This window comes from Salmonella sp. 2020_1459 (genome assembly GCF_043847915.1).
Lineage (GTDB): Bacteria > Pseudomonadota > Gammaproteobacteria > Enterobacterales > Enterobacteriaceae > Salmonella > Salmonella enterica.
On the sequence record NZ_JBCMFA010000002.1, the window covers coordinates 659,571 to 678,126 of the forward strand.

Consider the following 18,556-nt stretch of genomic DNA (forward strand, 5'->3'; position numbering starts at 1 on the left):
TCAAGGTGTATCTAATCGTTTAGTATTAACGGGTTCTGAAAAGGCTTTGTCCACGCCTTTCATCAAGGGAGATAACAGGTATTCCATAATGCTGTGTTTTCCGGTAATTACACTGGCGTCAACAGTCATACCTGGTTTTAACCACCGTAAATCATCTTCATTAACATCGAATGCAATAATTACTTTATAATAACGCTGAATTGTTCCTCCGGTATTTTCCTCATAGGAATCAGGGCTAATATTATCGATAGTCGCATTATACGATTTTATCTTTGGTTGGATAATTGACTGGACATCCAGCTTAACGGCTTCATCTACATATATTTGGTCACGGTATTTGGGTAGTATTTTCACATCGGCCAGCATAGTCCTTACTTTTGGTTTTATTTCAAAAAGTAAGTCCGCCGCCTGAATCACACCACCATGAGTAGTGGCACTTTTATTGATTTTATAAATTACACCGTCAACCGGTGAATAGATATCCTCCTCATTTATCTGCTTCTCTATTACTTTTAATGTAGAGTTAACAACCTCAAGTTCCTGAAGATTTTTAGAAATTATTTTAGATAAAGATAGTCGCAATTCATTATTAAGCGCCTCAATATCATTAACAACCAGCTCAATATCATCTTTTTTTAAAGTGATACTACTTTCAATATCATTAATTTCAGACTTAACTTTTATATACGCCTGTTTCTTGTTAAGAAAATTGGTATATGGGCTAATTCCTTTTTTTACCAGTGGGGAAAGAATATTTATTTCTTCGGCAAGCAATGCGAGTTCTTTTTCTTTCGAACTCAGCTTCTCTTGTAATCCGCTAATCTCAGAATCAAGAGAGGTTTTTTTTAACTCTTTAGCTCTTATCTGACTATGCACTAATTCAATATTCGCTTTTACCTCTTTATTACTTAAAGAACGGGTGCCATCCAGGGTAATCAATCCACTCTCATTTTCTTTATCAAGAATGAAAGATATTTCGTTAACATCTTTATCCAGATACCCTTTTTGAGTTCTATACCTTTGATATTCTTTTTGCAGATCAAGGTTAACGACCTTTGCAAGGAGTTCTCCTTTTTTTACAGTATCACCCTCGGCTACATAAATATCTTGTATCGTCCCTCCTTTAGAAAGAGATATTAACTGAGCATTATCTTTAGTGGTGATAACGCCCTGACCATGAACCACTGAATTAATTTCTATAAAGTAGGTAAGGATAATAATTAAGATCGTCAAAGAAATAATTATCATCATGAGATGATCGCTTTGTCTTCTATTCATTTCATTACATTTAACTCACTTTCAGTATTTCCTTTTAAATAATCCATTAAATGAAAAATCAATGAGAGTTGCTGTAACTTTAAAATATACAGGCTATATTTGCTGTCGATCATGCTTACATATGCCTGAAATGCTTCATTACGGCTTGAAATTAAATCAAGCAAACTTTTTTGCCCTAACTGAAACTCCTGCTCATATAATTCAGTAAGCTGTAACGCGTTTGTATGTGAACGTTCCGCCACTGAGTAAGTCTCTTTTGCAGCGGCGTATCTTGAAAGTTGTGAATCAATGTTATAACGCGTTTTAATCAAAAAATCGTCAATTTGCAGCTTAGCCTGCGAGTAACTTGCCACCATTTTTCTTTCCTGGGCTGAATTTCTGAACCCATTAAAAATGTTGAAACTGACATTGATACCTGTTTTAAATTCATCTTCATAATCACTTTTTTTGGCACTACCGCTTGGATTATTCTGTACATAGCTGGACACGAGATCTACAGTCGGAAAATAGGATGATTTTGCGGCATTAATATCTTCGGTCGCGGCTTTTCGGGTATTGACAAGCATCTTATAGTCATCGTTGTATTTCATCACCATGTCCATAAGTTTTTCAGGACTTTCGACAAAGATATATTTTTTGAAGAGGTTGAATTTTTCATCGCTTTGAATCTGATCTGGTGATAAATTCAGACCAGTCATATTCTGCATTTTATACATTTCATCATCCAACATCGACTGATACATAATGCTTCTGGTATTTAATGCATCGATAGATACTTGTACTTTACGCATATCAGATTGCATAGCTACACCGGAAGATACCAGCAGCGAAAAAGTTTCCAGCATCTTTTTATAAAACTCTTTCTCCAGATTTACGCCATCAATCATTTCACGATATTTACTGATGTTGTAATAGGTTGTCACAACCTCCTGAGACACTATATTCTTTGTTTTCTCATAGTCAGTTTTACTATTATCTCTTTCGTATTCAGACTTCCTGATATTAGCCCCCCTCACTCCAAAATCCGTTATTCGGTATGATAAAGACACCTTATTTTCAACGTTTCTCTCGGTACCTGATGACTCTTTCCTGTTATTATTAAGGCCAGATGTTAGATCCAGAGTAGGATAAAGTGCTGCCCGTGAAAGATCTAAGTCACTGTTTTTCTTTTCAGTCTCATAATATGAAACAGCAACAGAGGGCTGATGCGTTAATGCGGCATTAACTAAATCTCTTAGAGGAATGACCGGAAGCTCGCTAGCGTATGTGCTTTGTGTAATAAAAGCAGTCGTCAGAAAAAACATCTTAATCTTCATTTTTTTCCTCCTTGTTTAACAAACGTTGCTTTACTATTTCCTGATGCATAGATGTTATTTTTTCCATTAATGGCATATAGGTATCACGGTAGCTAACCATTTCAGCACTAATCTCTTTAGTATTGGCAATAATCTTTTTATCAGTAGCCGATAGATCGGATAGCGCTAAATGAACATTATTCATATCCTCATCCATTTCTTTTCTCAGCCCATCGAGAGTATGAGAAATATCGGCACTGCCAGCGGCAATATCGTTTATGGTCTTACCATGTGAAAGAGATTCCTGATAACATTTATCAACTGATGTCATTATTGAATCATTCTTTTTATCTATAATATTTTGTATTGTACTCATTGCCTCCAGTCGTGCATTATTATCAGCAAGCAGGATATTACCTTCAGATAAACGAGAGGTAATTGTTATTACACCGTCAGATAATTTTTTGAGATTTTCGTTACTGCTTACCAGATAACCATCAATCAGCGTAGAAATTTGTTCCAGTTTTGCTGAGTTATCCAATAGTCGGTTTTGCAAAGTGACAAAGCTATCTGATAGCATCTCTCGTTTCTTTTCTTCATCCTGCGTCCGTAAGTTTTCAACTGTCAGGTAGTTATCAAAAAACGCTTTAAACAACTCTTTAAATTCTACAAGCGTCTCTGATTCAACCCGCAGGCTTCGCTGTTTATTATTGGATCTGTTGCTTATGATTTTTAATTTTTTGATTTCCGTAGAAACAAGGGAATAGGAGCTGCGAACAAAAACACTTTGTGAGGTCAGGAGTATGGCGCAAACAACACCATAGATAGAAGATACAAATGCGGTATTCATCCCTTTCAATGGTTCAGAAAGCGACGCTACCATTGTCACGATCATATTGAGTGTATTACTTGCATTATCACCGCCAACATCTGATGGCGAGCTCAATAAGTTCCCGATTGAACCAATCGTAATAGACAGACCCGCAAACGTCCCCAACAGGCCAACAAGCGTCGACACATTGCTACAGCTCATAATAAATGACAATCGTTGATTACGGGCGGTAGACACATTGTCATCTAATTCCATCAGTAAATTGAAATCACACTGTTTGGGCTCCCCGGCAAACAAAACCTGATTGAGGTTAGAAAGAATGCTATTTTTTCTACTGGCGTCCTGAGCTATTAATATGTCTTTTGCTGAAATATTTTTAAGAATAGTGAATAATGCACACAAAGAACCTGTAATATAAATGGCAATAATGACTCCATTGTAAATTGCAGAAACCATGAAGTTATCAAAAACATACTCTCTTATACCGGGAAAAGATAAAGCGAAAAAAGGGAGTATGGCAAGGAAAAAACAGACAAACAAATAGCGGTAATGATTTATATATTTCACTCTGACACCTTTTTATTAATAGTCGTGATAATAGCTTTACTCGTTGTACTTGATGCTGCGGAGTTAACACTCATGTCAATAACTACATCAGGATATATTTTCTTAATCTCTTTCATCAAAATAATTCCCCGTTCATATCCCAGTCGTAGAGAGTCAGAGAAAGAGATGTCTGCCTGAGGAATAACCATTTCTATCAATAAATTACTATTGATTTTGTCTTCTAACCAAGCCTTTATTTTATGGGTGTCCTCTTCTGAAAAGCTTCTCAGCCTGCCATGATACGTAATAACAAGCTCATTTTTTGTAGATGTTATATCAATTTTCTGACCATCGGCGATATCGTATACTCCAACCTCCTTACCTGACATTGTAGTCATTCCGTCCGACACATCTTGAGTATTCACTTCCTTATTAACTATTTCATTAGGATTTGAATTGTCATTGGCTCCGCTATTTTGAGCAGTAGATTTAGTCTTATTCTCTATATTTGCTTTATAAACTTTAATTGAGTTGTCATACATAATAATCATATTATTAAGTGCAAACACCAACATAAGAAATATAAAAATGCACAATACCGTAGAGAATGTATCAACAAAACTAGGCCACGGATTACTTTCGTCTTCCATGTTGTCTCCTGATATTACATTGTGAATAAAATGTTTTTGTGGATTAGAAAGGATAAAGGATGCTCAACTTATTCAGAAAGTGAACGCTACCGCCCTTGGCTTCCTGCTACCAATACGCTTTATAGATTTCAGTTTTCTTACATCTCGTAATCAGAAAAATAAAAACAACGACGCTATTTTTATGCGCCCACAACAAAGATGAGTGCTTTAATTAAAAACACTCTTCATTTTTTTAATTAGGTAGACATCAATTATTGCACTAACTATATCTTCCCCAATAATAGGTATCGCATAAGCTCTCAGCTCATAAATAAAAAATAGTCATCAGCAAATTAAAACCACCCGCCGATAAATAGATTTGTTAGCTAATCATTGAAACTCTAAATCATTTTAAGGACATATTTCTTTTTAATACGCGTTATAACCATACGTATTTAATAAATTTGCCTCCAGAGGATAAAATGAATTTTCACAATTAAAACATAGGGTCATAGGGACTTCAATATAACTTAAATCATTGAAAATATAATAAGTGGGGAGTAAAAAATCAGAATTGCGTAAAAAAACACACAAATAAAACCATTTTTTATATAAAGCCAGCTATAAGTAACAATTTTATCTTCAGCAATTAAAAATAAAGCAAGATACACATATCATATTTGAGCTCATCACAAGCTAAAGCAAACATTTAATTAACTATTGATAATACCGACCCTTCTCTAACGTTATTTTATAATATCTTTTTGTTGTCAAAAAATGGCTATAAATTATATATTTTGCAGATGAGTTTTCTCTTTCATATTTAAGACAATCCGGGTTATTGCAGTACATTTATGAACTTCGGCTGGATAATGATGTGCCGAGGCGAGTCGGCCAGAGGCGATAAGCGACATTTTTCCGTAAGATATGCGCTTCTCTTTTTTGAAAGGGATACAAAGACAATAATACCAGGTAAGAAAATGCCTGGTTTACACCAGGCATTTCAGCAGACGAGAACTATAGCGATAATGCAAATAACGCTTTGAATTTTTTACCAAAAATCAGAACGGAATGTCGTCGTCAAAATCCATTGGCGGTTCGTTAGACGGCGCTGGCGCGGATTGCTGTGGACGCGACTGCGCGCCGCCGCTGAACTGGTTGCCGCCCTGCGGCTGCTGAGGTTGTTGCGGTTGACCCCACCCCCCCTGCTGCTGACCGCCTGCCGGTGCGCCGCCGCCCTGGCGACCACCCAGCATCTGCATTACGCCGCCGATCTGCGGAACGTTAATTTCAGTCGTATAGCGTTCCTGGCCACTCTGATCGGTCCACTTGCGGGTACGCAATTGACCTTCGATATACACCTGAGAACCTTTACGCAGATATTCGCCGGCCACTTCCGCCAGTTTGCCGAACATCACCACCCGGTGCCATTCAGTCTGCTCTTTCATTTCGCCGGTCTGCTTATCGCGCCAGGATTCAGAAGTAGCCAGCGTTAAGTTGGCGACAGCGCCGCCACTCGGCATATAGCGTACTTCCGGGTCCTGGCCCAGATTACCAACGAGAATCACCTTGTTTACGCCTCTGCTGGCCATAATTGAGTCTCCTGAATACGTTTCATAAATAGTGTAAACGCGTGAGTGTACCATTTCCACGTAGCATTTTAATAGCTGCGATGCAGGTTCCAGGTCACTCGCGCGAACCTCATATTGTTGCATACTTTAGCTGAAGATGCATTCCAATACTGTATATTCAAACAGGTTAAATTGTGTCATAATTAGCCGTTTCTGCCGTTTGTCCTTCAAACAAACCAGGCATCCGAGTCTCTACCGGGAAAGGTGAATGGATAAGATCGAAGTTCGGGGCGCCCGCACCCATAATCTCAAAAATATTAACCTCGTCATCCCCCGCGACAAACTGATTGTCGTGACCGGGCTTTCGGGTTCAGGCAAATCCTCACTGGCTTTCGACACTCTGTATGCCGAAGGGCAGCGTCGTTACGTTGAATCGCTCTCCGCTTACGCGCGGCAGTTTTTGTCGCTCATGGAAAAACCGGATGTCGACCATATTGAGGGGCTATCGCCCGCGATCTCAATTGAACAGAAATCGACATCGCACAACCCGCGCTCTACGGTGGGTACTATTACCGAGATCCACGACTACCTGCGCCTGCTGTTTGCCCGCGTAGGCGAGCCGCGTTGTCCGGATCATGACGTGCCGCTGGCGGCGCAAACCGTTAGCCAGATGGTCGATAACGTGCTGTCGCAGCCGGAAGGCAAACGTCTGATGCTGCTGGCGCCGATTATTAAAGAGCGTAAAGGCGAACACACCAAAACGCTGGAAAATCTGGCAAGCCAGGGTTACATTCGCGCCCGTATTGACGGCGAAGTCTGCGATCTCTCCGATCCGCCGAAGCTGGAACTGCAAAAGAAACATACCATTGAGGTGGTGATCGATCGCTTCAAAGTTCGTAACGATCTTTCCCAACGCCTGGCGGAGTCGTTCGAAACGGCGCTGGAATTATCCGGCGGCACGGCGGTTGTTGCCGATATGGACGATGAGAAAGCGGAGGAGCTTCTGTTCTCCGCCAATTTTGCCTGTCCGATTTGCGGCTACAGTATGCGCGAGCTGGAACCGCGTCTGTTCTCATTCAACAACCCGGCAGGCGCCTGCCCGACCTGTGACGGGCTCGGCGTTCAGCAATATTTCGATCCGGACCGCGTGATCCAGAATCCCGACCTGTCGCTGGCAGGCGGCGCGATTCGTGGTTGGGATCGTCGCAATTTTTACTACTTTCAAATGCTCAAGTCGCTGGCGGAACACTATAAGTTCGACGTGGATGCGCCGTGGGCAAGCCTCAGCGCCAACGTACATAAAGTCGTGCTGTACGGTTCCGGCAAAGAGAACATTGAATTTAAATATATGAACGATCGCGGCGATACTTCCGTGCGCCGCCATCCGTTCGAAGGCGTGCTGCATAATATGGAGCGCCGTTATAAAGAGACGGAATCCAGCGCGGTGCGCGAAGAGCTAGCGAAATTCATCAGTAATCGCCCCTGCGCCAGCTGTGAAGGAACGCGACTGAATCGCGAAGCGCGCCATGTATTTGTGGAAAATACGCCGCTGCCTGCTATTTCCGATATGAGCATTGGCCATGCGATGGATTTTTTCACTAATCTCAAGCTTTCCGGGCAACGGGCGAAAATCGCCGAAAAAGTGCTAAAAGAGATCGGCGATCGCCTCAAGTTTCTGGTGAACGTCGGCCTGAACTATCTCACGCTCTCCCGCTCGGCAGAGACGCTTTCCGGCGGCGAAGCCCAGCGTATTCGTCTGGCGAGCCAGATAGGCGCCGGGTTAGTCGGCGTGATGTATGTGCTGGATGAACCGTCCATCGGTCTGCACCAGCGCGATAACGAACGGCTGCTGGGTACGCTGATTCATCTGCGCAATCTTGGCAATACCGTGATTGTGGTGGAACACGATGAAGACGCCATCCGCGCCGCCGACCATGTGATTGATATTGGCCCCGGCGCGGGCGTTCACGGCGGCGAGGTGGTGGCGGAAGGCCCGCTGGAAGCCATTATGGCGGTACCGGAATCGCTGACCGGCCAGTACATGAGCGGTAAACGCAAAATTGAAGTGCCGAAACAACGCGTGCCGGCAAATCCAGAAAAAGTGCTCAAACTCACCGGCGCGCGCGGCAACAACCTGAAAGATGTGACCCTTACGCTACCGGTAGGGCTGTTTACCTGTATCACCGGCGTCTCGGGTTCCGGTAAATCGACGCTGATTAACGACACGCTGTTCCCCATCGCCCAGCGTCAGTTAAACGGGGCGACTATCGCCGAACCGGCGCCGTATCGGGATATTCAGGGGCTAGAACATTTCGATAAAGTGATCGATATCGACCAGAGCCCGATCGGGCGCACCCCGCGTTCCAACCCGGCGACCTATACGGGCGTCTTTACCCCGGTTCGCGAGCTTTTTGCTGGCGTGCCGGAGTCTCGCTCGCGCGGCTACACGCCAGGGCGATTCAGCTTCAACGTGCGCGGCGGTCGCTGCGAAGCGTGCCAGGGCGATGGCGTCATTAAAGTCGAAATGCACTTTCTGCCGGATATTTACGTGCCGTGCGACCAGTGCAAAGGCAAGCGCTATAACCGGGAAACGCTGGAGATTAAGTACAAAGGCAAAACCATCCACGAAGTGCTGGATATGACCATTGAAGAAGCGCGTGAGTTCTTTGATGCGGTTCCGGCGCTGGCGCGTAAGCTGCAGACGCTGATGGACGTGGGGCTGACCTATATCCGTCTTGGTCAGTCGGCGACGACGCTTTCCGGCGGCGAGGCCCAGCGCGTGAAGCTGGCGCGCGAACTGTCGAAGCGCGGCACCGGGCAGACGCTGTATATTCTCGACGAGCCGACCACCGGCCTGCACTTTGCCGATATTCAGCAGTTGCTTGACGTTCTGCATCAGTTGCGCGATCAGGGCAACACCATCGTGGTGATCGAACACAACCTGGACGTCATTAAAACGGCGGACTGGATTGTCGACCTCGGCCCGGAAGGCGGCAGCGGCGGCGGCGAAATTCTCGTCTCCGGTACGCCGGAAACCGTGGCGGAGTGCGAGGCGTCGCATACCGCCCGCTTCCTTAAACCTATGCTCAAATAACCTTCACGCCGCTTTCCGATTCGCCGGGAAGCGGCATCATTTTTCCTCATCCCACCTCATTGTATCCGTGTTGAGCATTTGTGATTTGCGTGCCGCCTCGCTCTGACATGTGATAGCGCAAACGGTCTGTTATGGAAAACACCATGAAGTTGCCCTACGCAATCACACTACTGCTGTGCCTGTTTTTATCCGCCTGTACGCTGCCTGACCGCTTTAGCGCCGTGGCTTTTCAACAACTGACGCTATTACAAGCGCGCTCAACCCGCTTCCTGCAGGATGCGGCGCGAATACCGTGGCAAAAAGAGACACTGCTCAAGGATGACCGCGATATCCGCCAGACATTTTTTCAGGCTGAGCGGGTCGCCTGTCAGGGTGGGGATAAACACCGACTCGATAATCTGGCGCTGCTGAAAAATCACTATTTGCGTCTTTATGCGCGGGTTATACAACGTAAGCAACCACTTACTTACATCCAGGCTGAGAGATACCAACAGCAAAATAATCAGGTCTGGAAATTAGCCATACAGGGTGAGTGCCTGCATTGGGGCGCCCGCTGTACTCAGGGAGAAGAAAATGGCGTCTATTAACGAAATACATTACCTGATGACCACCGCCCGGGCCGAACATCCTGTAGCCTCCTCGGCGATTGCCGAGTTTATCCAGACGTATAAGCAGGCAAGAGAAGACAGCGACGACGGTATCCGCGAGTCCGCCGCGTTTATCGCCCGCGCGCTTCAGGAACATGCTCGCGGCTGGCTGGACGACGACGATATGATTATTCTGCTGGAAGGACAGCGGGACCTCGCCAGGCTACGCGCCAATAATGCGCAAATCGCCCTCGGCAGCCGTATCCGGTCTACGGTCATCCGCCTCATTGATATCGCCCTGGCGTTGTTGGTCGGCGCGCTATAATCAGGACTGCGGCAACTGCTTGCGTTTATCTTCCGGCAGCGCATTTACCGCCTGTTGATAAGAGGCATCGACCAGATAATAGAGTTGTGAATCCGGCAGCGATCCGTCCAGATAGACCGTGCTCCAGTGCGCTTTATTAAGGTGCCGACTCGGTCGTACATCGCTGTGCTGCTGGCGTAACAACTCTGCCAGTTCCGGGCTGGTTTTGAGAGAGGCAGCCGGGCGTCCTTCAACTTCTTTTACCATCGCGAAAAGTACATCTTCCACTTTAATTTGCGTCGCTTTCCAGTCGCTGTGGACGCTCTGCTCTGCGCCAGGTTTTGCCATGCAGTATTGCAGTAATTCCGAAATGGTCATTATCATTCCCCTTGTAGTGTCGCGATGATTTTACGTGGACCGCCGTGAATACGGTGCTCTCCCAACCAGATACCTTGCCATGTTCCTAACTGTAAACGCCCCTGGCGTACAGGCAGCAGCAACGAAACGCCCAATACTGACGACTTAATATGCGAAGGCATGTCATCCGCGCCTTCGTAATCATGTTCATACGCCGCATTATCGGGAACGGTTTTCAGGAAATGGCGCTCCATATCAGCGCGCACGGTGGGATCGCAGTTTTCGTTTAGCGTCAGCGAGGCCGAGGTATGTAGCAACAACAGATGCAGCAAACCCGTTTCGACAGGCGGTAAGCCAGACAATTTATCGATAATTTCATCTGTTATCAGATGAAACCCGCGCGGCTTCTCGCTCAGTGTAATGGTGCGCTGATACCACATAGGCTGCTCCTTCCTAAAAACAAACGTCTCCTGAATAGTGTGCAGCAAGTCTGGAAAAGGTAAAAGCCAGCGGGGCAAGTTTGTGCAAAAATCATGCAAAAAAGGAGAGCCTGACGCTCTCCTGATTTTTAGTACTCCGAGTTGACAATGACTTCCTCGCCAAACGCTCCTGCCTGCGGCAGCGGTTTGTAGGTGGAGTTAGCCGCGCGCAGGATGCGAATACCGCGGATACCACAATCACGAGCCGCGGTAATATCGTTATCCGAATCGCCGTAGAAGATACGCATGTTCTTCTCCTGCAGCCACTGTACTTTCGTATTTTGTTCCGGTTTATCGCCGGCGAAAATCACCGGATTCATATTCGCCGCCGGAATATGGAAGTTATCCGCCAGAGTTTTCGACACGGTTTCCGTTTTCGTCTGACTACGACCAGTGACAAAGTAAATACTGTCGCCACGGCGAACATGCATATCAATGAGCTGTCGGGCCACTTCTTTTGGAATACTGAACTCATCCCAGCCGTTGTTCATTTTTTCCCAAAAGGCCGGATTTTTCAGATAATCGTCGCTGTCCGGGGAGTAGGTTTTCTTTCCGCGCCAGAATCCGGGGCTGGAAAATAACACGGTGTCGTCAATATCAAAGCCGACCGCCATCGGCGGGCGTCCGGTGAGGCTGTTTTCAATCTGGGCGACAGAGACCCAATGGACAGGCGCTTGTTCCGCGAGTTTTGCAACGTTAGTGCCCGGATTGAGCGTCGAAGGGGAAGATACTAACGCATTCGCGGAATGGTTTAGCGTAAACAACAAACAGACGGCACTCAGCGCCAGGGTTATTTTTTTCATGCTTTTCCCTTAAAATTCAAAATATTATAATTATCAAGATGAGTCTTTGCTCAAAAAACTATCTGACCATAACGCCAGTAACGGTCAAAAGGAAGGATTATCTGCGGTTTTGTTACGAAAAAAGAGGATGATCACAACAGCTATTGTCAGGCCGGAAGGCACTGTTATCGCCGTCCGGCCTGAATATTACATAACAGCGGCAAATGCCTTCGCCACGCGGTGTACATTTGAAGTATTAAGCCCGGCGACACACATGCGGCCACTGGCAATCAGGTAAACGCCAAACTCATCGCGCAACCGCTCGACCTGCTCCGCGCTTAACCCGGTATAGCTGAACATACCGCGCTGCTGTAACAAGTAATCAAAGTTGCGGTCAGGCATCTCCGCCTTCAGCTCCTTCACCAGCGTCTGGCGCATCGATATAATGCGGTTACGCATCGCGTCGACTTCCGCCAGCCAGCCCGCTTTTAACGCCTCATCGCCCAGGACCGTAGCGACCACCTGAGCGCCGAAACACGGCGGACTGGAGTAAATTCGGCGCACCGTCGCTTTTAGCTGTCCCAGAACCCGCGCGGCAATTTCAGCATCTTCACACACCACGGACAGGCCGCCGACGCGCTCGCCGTACAGCGAGAAAATCTTCGAAAAAGAATTACTGACTAACGCAGGTAACCCAGCGCTGGCAATGGCGCGAATAGCGTAAGCATCCTCGTCCATGCCTGCGCCAAACCCCTGATAGGCAATATCAAGGAACGGAATCAGATCGCGCGCTTTCACTATTTCAATCACCGCATCCCATTGCGAAGGCGTTAAATCCGCCCCGGTCGGGTTGTGACAACAGGGGTGCAGCAACACGATACTGCGCGCAGGTAACGTATTCAGCGTGGCCAGCAGATCGTTAAAACGGATGCCGTTAGTCGCGTCGTCATACCAGGGGTAAGTACTCACTTCGAATCCTGCCCCGGCAAATATCGCAATATGGTTTTCCCAGGTGGGGTCGCTCACCCATACGCCTGCGTCGGGGAAATAACGCTTCAGGAAATCCGCGCCTACTTTCAGCGCGCCGGAGCCGCCTAATGTCTGGATAGTAGCCACGCGCTGTTGCTGAAGAACCGGGTGATTGGCGCCAAAGAGCAAAGGCGCGATAGTATGGCGATAAGTATTGAGTCCTTCCATCGGCAGGTACAGCGAAGCGCCATGCGGCTGCGCGTTAAGCCGGGCTTCGGCTTCGGCCACCGGTTTAAGCTGTGGGATAATCCCGTCTTCGTTGTAATACAGGCCAATGCTCAGATTTACTTTGTCGTGACGGGAGTCGTCTTTAAAACGCTCCATCAGTGAAAGAATCGGATCGCCGGCGTAGGCGTCAACTTTTTGAAACACGCGATGGTTCTCCAGGTTTACAGAGGGCAGGAAATAACACAATAAACCGGAAGGACGAGAAGATCGAGAGGATGTTGTGGTGGATGCGCATATTACCGGATAGCGGCGTGAACGTCTTATCCGGCCTACAGCCAATGCGCGATACAAGCCGGATAAGCGCAAGCGCCACCCGGCCCGCCGCGTATTTAATCAATATACTTCATCGCCACCCTTGAGGTCAGGCGCGTGATAAGTTCGTAAGCACTTACTTTTGTCATTTCAGCGATACGTTCAACCGGCAGACCTTCACCCCATAAGACCACCGGATCGCCCGCGTTATCCTGCGCGTTTGGCCCCAAATCCACGCAAATCATATCCATCGCCACCCGCCCGACAATCGGAACTTCACGACCATTGACCAGTACTGGCGTACCGGAAGGCGCCGCTCGTGGGTAGCCATCGCCATACCCCATCGCCACCACGCCCAGGCGCGTGTCGCGCTCACTTACCCATGTCCCGCCGTAGCCCACCGGCTCGCCCGCTTTGTGGTCACGCACCGCGATCAAACTGGAGGTTAAGGACATCACCGGCTGAAAACCAAAATCCGGCCCCCAGGGTTTGTGTTCCAGCGGCGATACGCCATACAAAATGATGCCCGGACGCGCCCAGTCAAAGTGAGACTGCGGCCACAGCAGAATACCGCCAGACGCGGCAATAGAGCGCTGCCCGGGTTTACCCCGACAGAAGGCATTAAAAATGTCGAGCTGATGTTCGGTAGCGCCGCATTCCGGCTCATCCGCACGGGCAAAATGGCTGACGATATTCACCGGCTGACGTACATTTTTACAGCGCGTCAGACGCTGGTAGAACGCCTCCGCCTCTTCGGGGCGCACGCCGAGACGATGCATACCGGTATCCAGTTTCATCCAGACCGTTACCGGCTCCGCCAGCTCCACCGCCTCCAGGGCGGCAAGCTGCTCCTGATTATGTACGGCGGTATGCAGACATTGCGCGGAAATGGTCGGCAAATCGGCGGCGTCGAAAAAACCCTCCAGCAGCAGGATAGGCTGCGTGATCCCGCCCGCTCGCAGACGTAGAGCCTCTTCAAGACGCGCCACGCCAAAAGCGTCAGCATCAGGGAGCGTTCGCGCGGTCTCCAGAAGACCGTGTCCATAAGCGTTCGCTTTCACCACCGCAACCAGCTTACTGGCAGGCGCCAGTTCACGCAGACGTTGCAGGTTGTGTCGCAGAGCGCGGCGGTTAATGACGACTGTTGCCGCTTGCATTTGAATTCCTTGTTAACAGAATGACGGAGAGTTACTCATCATCGTATTGCGGTCCCGCATAGTTATCGAAGCGCGACCACTGACCATTGAACGTCAGACGAACCGTACCGATAGGACCGTTACGTTGCTTACCAATAATAATTTCAGCAATGCCTTTTAAGTCGCTGTTCTCGTGATAAACCTCATCACGGTAGATAAACATAATTAAGTCGGCATCCTGTTCAATAGAGCCGGATTCACGCAGGTCGGAGTTCACCGGACGTTTATCCGCGCGTTGTTCCAGGGAGCGGTTAAGCTGCGATAGCGCCACGACCGGCACCTGGAGCTCCTTCGCCAGCGCTTTCAAAGAGCGAGAAATTTCGGCGATTTCCAGAGTACGGTTATCAGAAAGCGACGGCACGCGCATCAATTGCAGGTAGTCGATCATAATCAGACTTAACCCGCCATGTTCGCGGAAAATACGCCGCGCGCGCGAACGGACTTCTGTCGGCGTAAGACCTGAGGAGTCGTCAATATACATATTGCGTTTCTCCAGCAGAATGCCCATCGTGCCGGAGATTCGCGCCCAGTCTTCATCATCAAGTTGACCGGTACGAATACGTGTCTGATCGACGCGGGACAGCGAGGCCAGCATACGCATCATGATCTGTTCGCCGGGCATCTCCAGGCTGAAGATCAGTACCGGTTTATCCTGCAACATCGCCGCATTTTCGCAGAGGTTCATCGCAAAAGTGGTTTTACCCATGGAGGGACGCGCCGCGACGATAATCAAATCCGAACGCTGTAACCCTGCCGTCTTTTTATTGAGATCCTGATAGCCGGTATCCACGCCTGTAACGCCATCGTGCGGTTGCTGGAACAACTGCTCAATACGCGCCACGGTAGCGTCGAGAATCTGGTCGATGCTTTTCGGACCTTCGTCTTTGTTGGCCCGGTTTTCCGCGATCTGGAAGACGCGCGACTCCGCCAGATCCAGCAGTTCGTCGCTATTGCGCCCTTGTGGATCGTAACCGGCGTCCGCAATTTCATGCGCCACCGCGATCATATCGCGGACCACGGCGCGTTCGCGCACAATGTCCGCATAAGCACTGATATTCGCCGCGCTTGGCGTGTTTTTAGACAGCTCCGCCAGATAGGCGAAACCGCCGACGCTGTCCAGTTGGCCCTGCCGCTCCAGCGATTCCGCGAGCGTAATCAGGTCGATAGGACTGCCGCTTTCCTGCAAGCGCCCCATCTCCGTAAAGATATGGCGATGCGGACGGGTATAGAAATCTTCCGCCACCACGCGCTCGGCCACATCGTCCCAGCGCTCGTTATCCAGCATTAAACCGCCCAACACCGACTGTTCCGCTTCAATCGAGTGCGGCGGCACTTTTATCCCGGCAACCTGCGGATCGCGGTCGCGGGCATCAGTCTGTGGTTTGTTGAAGGGTTTATTTCCTGCCATAGTGAATGGAGTTACCGAGATAGTGATTGGGTCGAAAGATTACCACATTTCTTTTGGAGGAAGCATGGCAACGCGTATTGAATTTCACAAGCATGGTGGTCCGGAAGTGCTTCAGACCGTGGAGTTTACGCCAACGGAACCGGCGGAACACGAAATCCAGGTTGAGAACAAAGCCATTGGCATCAACTTCATCGACACCTATATCCGTAGCGGACTCTATCCGCCCCCGTCGTTGCCTGCGGGCCTGGGAACCGAAGCTGCGGGTGTGGTCAGTAAAGTCGGCAACGGCGTGGAGCACATTCGCGTGGGCGATCGCGTCGTCTACGCGCAGTCAACGCTCGGCGCTTACAGTTCCGTCCATAACGTCCCCGCAGATAAAGCCGCGATTTTACCTGACGCCATTTCCTTCGAACAGGCGGCAGCCTCTTTTCTCAAGGGGTTGACCGTTTTTTACCTGTTGCGCAAAACCTATGAAGTGAAACCCGACGAACCCTTCCTGTTTCATGCCGCTGCGGGCGGCGTCGGTCTGATCGCCTGCCAGTGGGCGAAAGCGCTGGGCGCGAAGCTTATCGGTACCGTCGGTAGCGCGCAAAAAGCGCAGCGGGCGCTGGACGCTGGCGCCTGGCAGGTAATTAATTACCGTGAGGAGAGCATTGTCGAACGGGTAAAAGAGATCACCGGCGGCAAAAAAGTCCGCGTGGTCTATGACTCCGTGGGGAAAGATACCTGGGAAGCCTCACTGGACTGCCTGCAACGTCGGGGACTGATGGTCAGTTTCGGCAATGCGTCCGGCCCCGTCACCGGCGTGAATTTAGGTATTCTGAATCAGAAAGGTTCCCTGTATGCCACGCGACCTTCACTACAGGGGTATATTACGACGCGTGAAGAACTGACCGAAGCCAGCAATGAATTGTTCTCATTGATCGCCAGCGGCGTGATTAAAGTCGATGTGGCTGAAAATCAACGCTATGCGTTAAAAGATGCCCGTCGCGCGCATGAAGTGCTGGAAAGCCGGGCCACACAGGGCTCAAGCCTGCTGATTCCGTAATAGCTCTGCAAAGAAATTGGGCTTCCACCCGGGAAGCCCTTTCTTTTTTTGTTCGGCTGTATGTAGGGTACAGCGCGATGAATTCGTTACCTGCGCAATCATGACAGATTTAATAATCGATTCCTATTTGCTTGTGAGGGCAAAGTTCCAGGTTGTGACGAACCGCTCAATACCTTAGTAAAACCGACGGTTATTGCGCTGATACTGTGGGATTTTTGGCGTTTTTACTGCTTTGATCACCCACACCACAGCCACCGCCAGCAGTAGCCACGGTAACAGCTTGATCATCAGGGCGAACATTCCACCCAGGAACATGACGGCAGTCGCTACAACCAGCGCGGCCAGAATGCCCAGCAAGGAGACGCCCGTCACCATTAACATCAGAAAAAAGCCAAGCACAAAAAGTAGTTCCAGCATAGTCGCTCCCCATAAAGATGGCATTACCCGGCGGCACGGCGCTTACCGGGTTTGGTCAGGTAAGCTATTACAAAAATCATGCCAATATTTATGTTTTTGATATATAAAGAAAACGCCCTGCAAGACTGCACAGAGCGTGGTGAGATTGACTAATTTTTGGCGAACTTTTAATGCTTGTCTGCCACCAGTTTTAGCGCCTGCTCCAGTACAGCAACATCCGCGCCAGCTTTATGGGCGTTTTCGCTCAGATAGCGACGCCACTGCCGCGCGCCGGGGATGCCCTGGAACAACCCCAGCATATGGCGAGTGATATGCCCCAGATACGCTCCCTGGCTCAATTCACGCTCAATATAGGGATACATCGCGCGAACCACCGCAACCGGGTCGGCATCGGTGGTATCGGCGCCAAAGATCTCCCGATCCACCGCGGCCAGTATACCCGGATTCTGATAAGCTTCGCGGCCAACCATGACGCCATCCATATGGCGCAGGTGCTCCTTCGCCTCTTCCAGAGATTTGATGCCGCCGTTAATGGACATGGTCAGGTGCGGAAAATCCCGCTTTAGCTGATAGACGCGCGGGTAATCCAGCGGCGGGATCTCACGATTTTCTTTCGGGCTTAAGCCAGAAAGCCAGGCTTTGCGCGCATGGATAATAAACATCTCGCATTCGCCCTGACCGGAAACCGTATCGATGAAATCACACAGAAACGCATAACTGTCCTGATCGTCAATACCAATGCGGGTTTTTACCGTCACCGGAATCGAGACGACATCACGCATGGCTTTAACACAATCGGCGACCAGTTGCGCATTGCCCATCAAACAGGCGCCAAACATACCGTTTTGCACGCGATCGGAAGGGCACCCCACGTTGAGGTTAATTTCATCGTAGCCACGCGCTTCCGCCAGCTTTGCACAATGCGCAAGCTGAGCCGGATCGCTTCCACCAAGCTGTAGAGCGACCGGATGCTCTTCTTCGCTGTAAGCCAGATAGTCACCCTTACCGTGAATAATCGCGCCCGTGGTCACCATTTCGGTGTAGAGCAGCGTCTGGCGAGACAGCAAACGCAGGAAATAGCGGCAATGTCTGTCCGTCCAGTCGAGCATCGGCGCGATGGAGAAGCGATAAGCAGGGAAAGCGGAGGACTGGGTTTCAGGCTGCATGGCGAATAAATAAGCATCCGGTTAAAAAAGGGGCGTTACTATAGCATAACGCTAAACC

Annotated in this window: 17 protein-coding genes; 4 read left to right on the forward strand and 13 right to left on the reverse strand. The window is 48.7% G+C overall.

Translation table 11 applies throughout. The annotated features are described in order from the left end of the window. The 5 genes from siiD to ssb1 form a co-directional block, all read right to left on the reverse strand. On the reverse strand, positions 1-1,278 hold the full coding sequence (siiD, locus tag ACH0VJ_RS08065) for an SPI-4 type I secretion system protein SiiD (protein WP_001081935.1): 1,278 nt from the start codon (positions 1,276-1,278) through the stop codon (positions 1-3). Further along, positions 1,275-2,594: an SPI-4 type I secretion system protein SiiC gene (gene siiC, locus ACH0VJ_RS08070; RefSeq protein WP_001670706.1), complete on the reverse strand. Its 1,320-nt coding sequence runs from the start codon at positions 2,592-2,594 to the stop codon at positions 1,275-1,277. Before siiC ends, siiD begins: the two co-directional genes overlap by 4 nt. Next, positions 2,584-3,972, reverse strand: a complete 1,389-nt coding sequence (locus ACH0VJ_RS08075; protein ID WP_000875182.1) for a MotA/TolQ/ExbB proton channel family protein — start codon at positions 3,970-3,972, stop codon at positions 2,584-2,586. Before ACH0VJ_RS08075 ends, siiC begins: the two co-directional genes overlap by 11 nt. Next, positions 3,969-4,601, reverse strand: coding sequence for an SPI-4 type I secretion system auxiliary protein SiiA (gene siiA / locus ACH0VJ_RS08080; protein ID WP_000389240.1), 633 nt, complete (start codon positions 4,599-4,601; stop codon positions 3,969-3,971). The genes ACH0VJ_RS08075 and siiA overlap by 4 nt, the downstream gene beginning before the upstream one ends. Positions 4,602-5,641: 1,040 nt before the next feature. Continuing rightward, the gene (gene ssb1, locus ACH0VJ_RS08085) at positions 5,642-6,172 is read right to left on the reverse strand and encodes a single-stranded DNA-binding protein SSB1 (RefSeq protein WP_000168322.1); all 531 of its coding nucleotides are present in this window, start codon (positions 6,170-6,172) and stop codon (positions 5,642-5,644) included. Positions 6,173-6,419: 247 nt separating this feature from the next. On the opposite strand from ssb1, the gene uvrA reads away from it, so the two are divergent. The 3 genes from uvrA (at position 6,420) to ACH0VJ_RS08100 (ending at position 10,157) form a co-directional block, all read left to right on the forward strand. Continuing rightward, positions 6,420-9,245 carry an excinuclease ABC subunit UvrA gene (gene uvrA / locus ACH0VJ_RS08090; protein ID WP_000357725.1) on the forward strand — a complete coding sequence of 942 codons (2,826 nt, stop codon included), beginning with the start codon at positions 6,420-6,422 and terminating at the stop codon, positions 9,243-9,245. Positions 9,246-9,376: 131 nt separating this feature from the next. Continuing rightward, positions 9,377-9,832 (forward strand): hypothetical protein, encoded by a 456-nt coding sequence (locus tag ACH0VJ_RS08095; protein ID WP_000432209.1) that lies wholly within the window; start codon positions 9,377-9,379, stop codon positions 9,830-9,832. After that, on the forward strand, positions 9,819-10,157 hold the full coding sequence (locus ACH0VJ_RS08100; RefSeq protein WP_000146600.1) for a hypothetical protein: 339 nt from the start codon (positions 9,819-9,821) through the stop codon (positions 10,155-10,157). The genes ACH0VJ_RS08095 and ACH0VJ_RS08100 overlap by 14 nt, the downstream gene beginning before the upstream one ends. On the opposite strand, the gene ACH0VJ_RS08105 is transcribed toward ACH0VJ_RS08100, so the two are convergent. The 6 genes from ACH0VJ_RS08105 to dnaB form a co-directional block, all read right to left on the reverse strand. After that, positions 10,158-10,514: an MmcQ/YjbR family DNA-binding protein gene (locus ACH0VJ_RS08105; RefSeq protein WP_000155665.1), complete on the reverse strand. Its 357-nt coding sequence runs from the start codon at positions 10,512-10,514 to the stop codon at positions 10,158-10,160. A gap of 2 nt (positions 10,515-10,516) precedes the next feature. Next, the gene (locus tag ACH0VJ_RS08110; RefSeq protein WP_000270392.1) at positions 10,517-10,933 is read right to left on the reverse strand and encodes a secondary thiamine-phosphate synthase enzyme YjbQ; all 417 of its coding nucleotides are present in this window, start codon (positions 10,931-10,933) and stop codon (positions 10,517-10,519) included. Positions 10,934-11,061: 128 nt separating this feature from the next. Further along, a complete protein-coding gene (gene aphA / locus ACH0VJ_RS08115) occupies positions 11,062-11,775 on the reverse strand; it encodes an acid phosphatase AphA (protein ID WP_000724435.1) in 714 nt (237 codons plus the stop codon). 186 nt (positions 11,776-11,961) lie between these two features. Then, positions 11,962-13,155: an aromatic amino acid transaminase gene (tyrB, locus tag ACH0VJ_RS08120; RefSeq protein ID WP_000486898.1), complete on the reverse strand. Its 1,194-nt coding sequence runs from the start codon at positions 13,153-13,155 to the stop codon at positions 11,962-11,964. A 185-nt stretch (positions 13,156-13,340) separates the two neighbouring features. Continuing rightward, entirely contained in the window at positions 13,341-14,420 is a 1,080-nt protein-coding gene (alr, locus tag ACH0VJ_RS08125) for an alanine racemase (protein ID WP_001147304.1), read from the reverse strand. 31 nt (positions 14,421-14,451) lie between these two features. Further along, positions 14,452-15,867 carry a replicative DNA helicase gene (gene dnaB, locus ACH0VJ_RS08130; RefSeq protein WP_000918353.1) on the reverse strand — a complete coding sequence of 472 codons (1,416 nt, stop codon included), beginning with the start codon at positions 15,865-15,867 and terminating at the stop codon, positions 14,452-14,454. Between the two features lie 64 nt (positions 15,868-15,931). On the opposite strand from dnaB, the gene ACH0VJ_RS08135 reads away from it, so the two are divergent. Further along, entirely contained in the window at positions 15,932-16,915 is a 984-nt protein-coding gene (locus tag ACH0VJ_RS08135; protein ID WP_000235555.1) for a quinone oxidoreductase, read from the forward strand. A 174-nt stretch (positions 16,916-17,089) separates the two neighbouring features. Here ACH0VJ_RS08135 and pspG read toward each other — a convergent pair whose 3' ends face one another. Together pspG and dusA are read right to left on the reverse strand one after the other, a co-directional pair. Then, positions 17,090-17,332 carry an envelope stress response protein PspG gene (gene pspG, locus ACH0VJ_RS08140; RefSeq protein WP_000891414.1) on the reverse strand — a complete coding sequence of 81 codons (243 nt, stop codon included), beginning with the start codon at positions 17,330-17,332 and terminating at the stop codon, positions 17,090-17,092. A 167-nt stretch (positions 17,333-17,499) separates the two neighbouring features. Next, entirely contained in the window at positions 17,500-18,498 is a 999-nt protein-coding gene (dusA, locus tag ACH0VJ_RS08145) for a tRNA dihydrouridine(20/20a) synthase DusA (protein WP_001182223.1), read from the reverse strand. Positions 18,499-18,556: the final 58 nt, after the last annotated feature.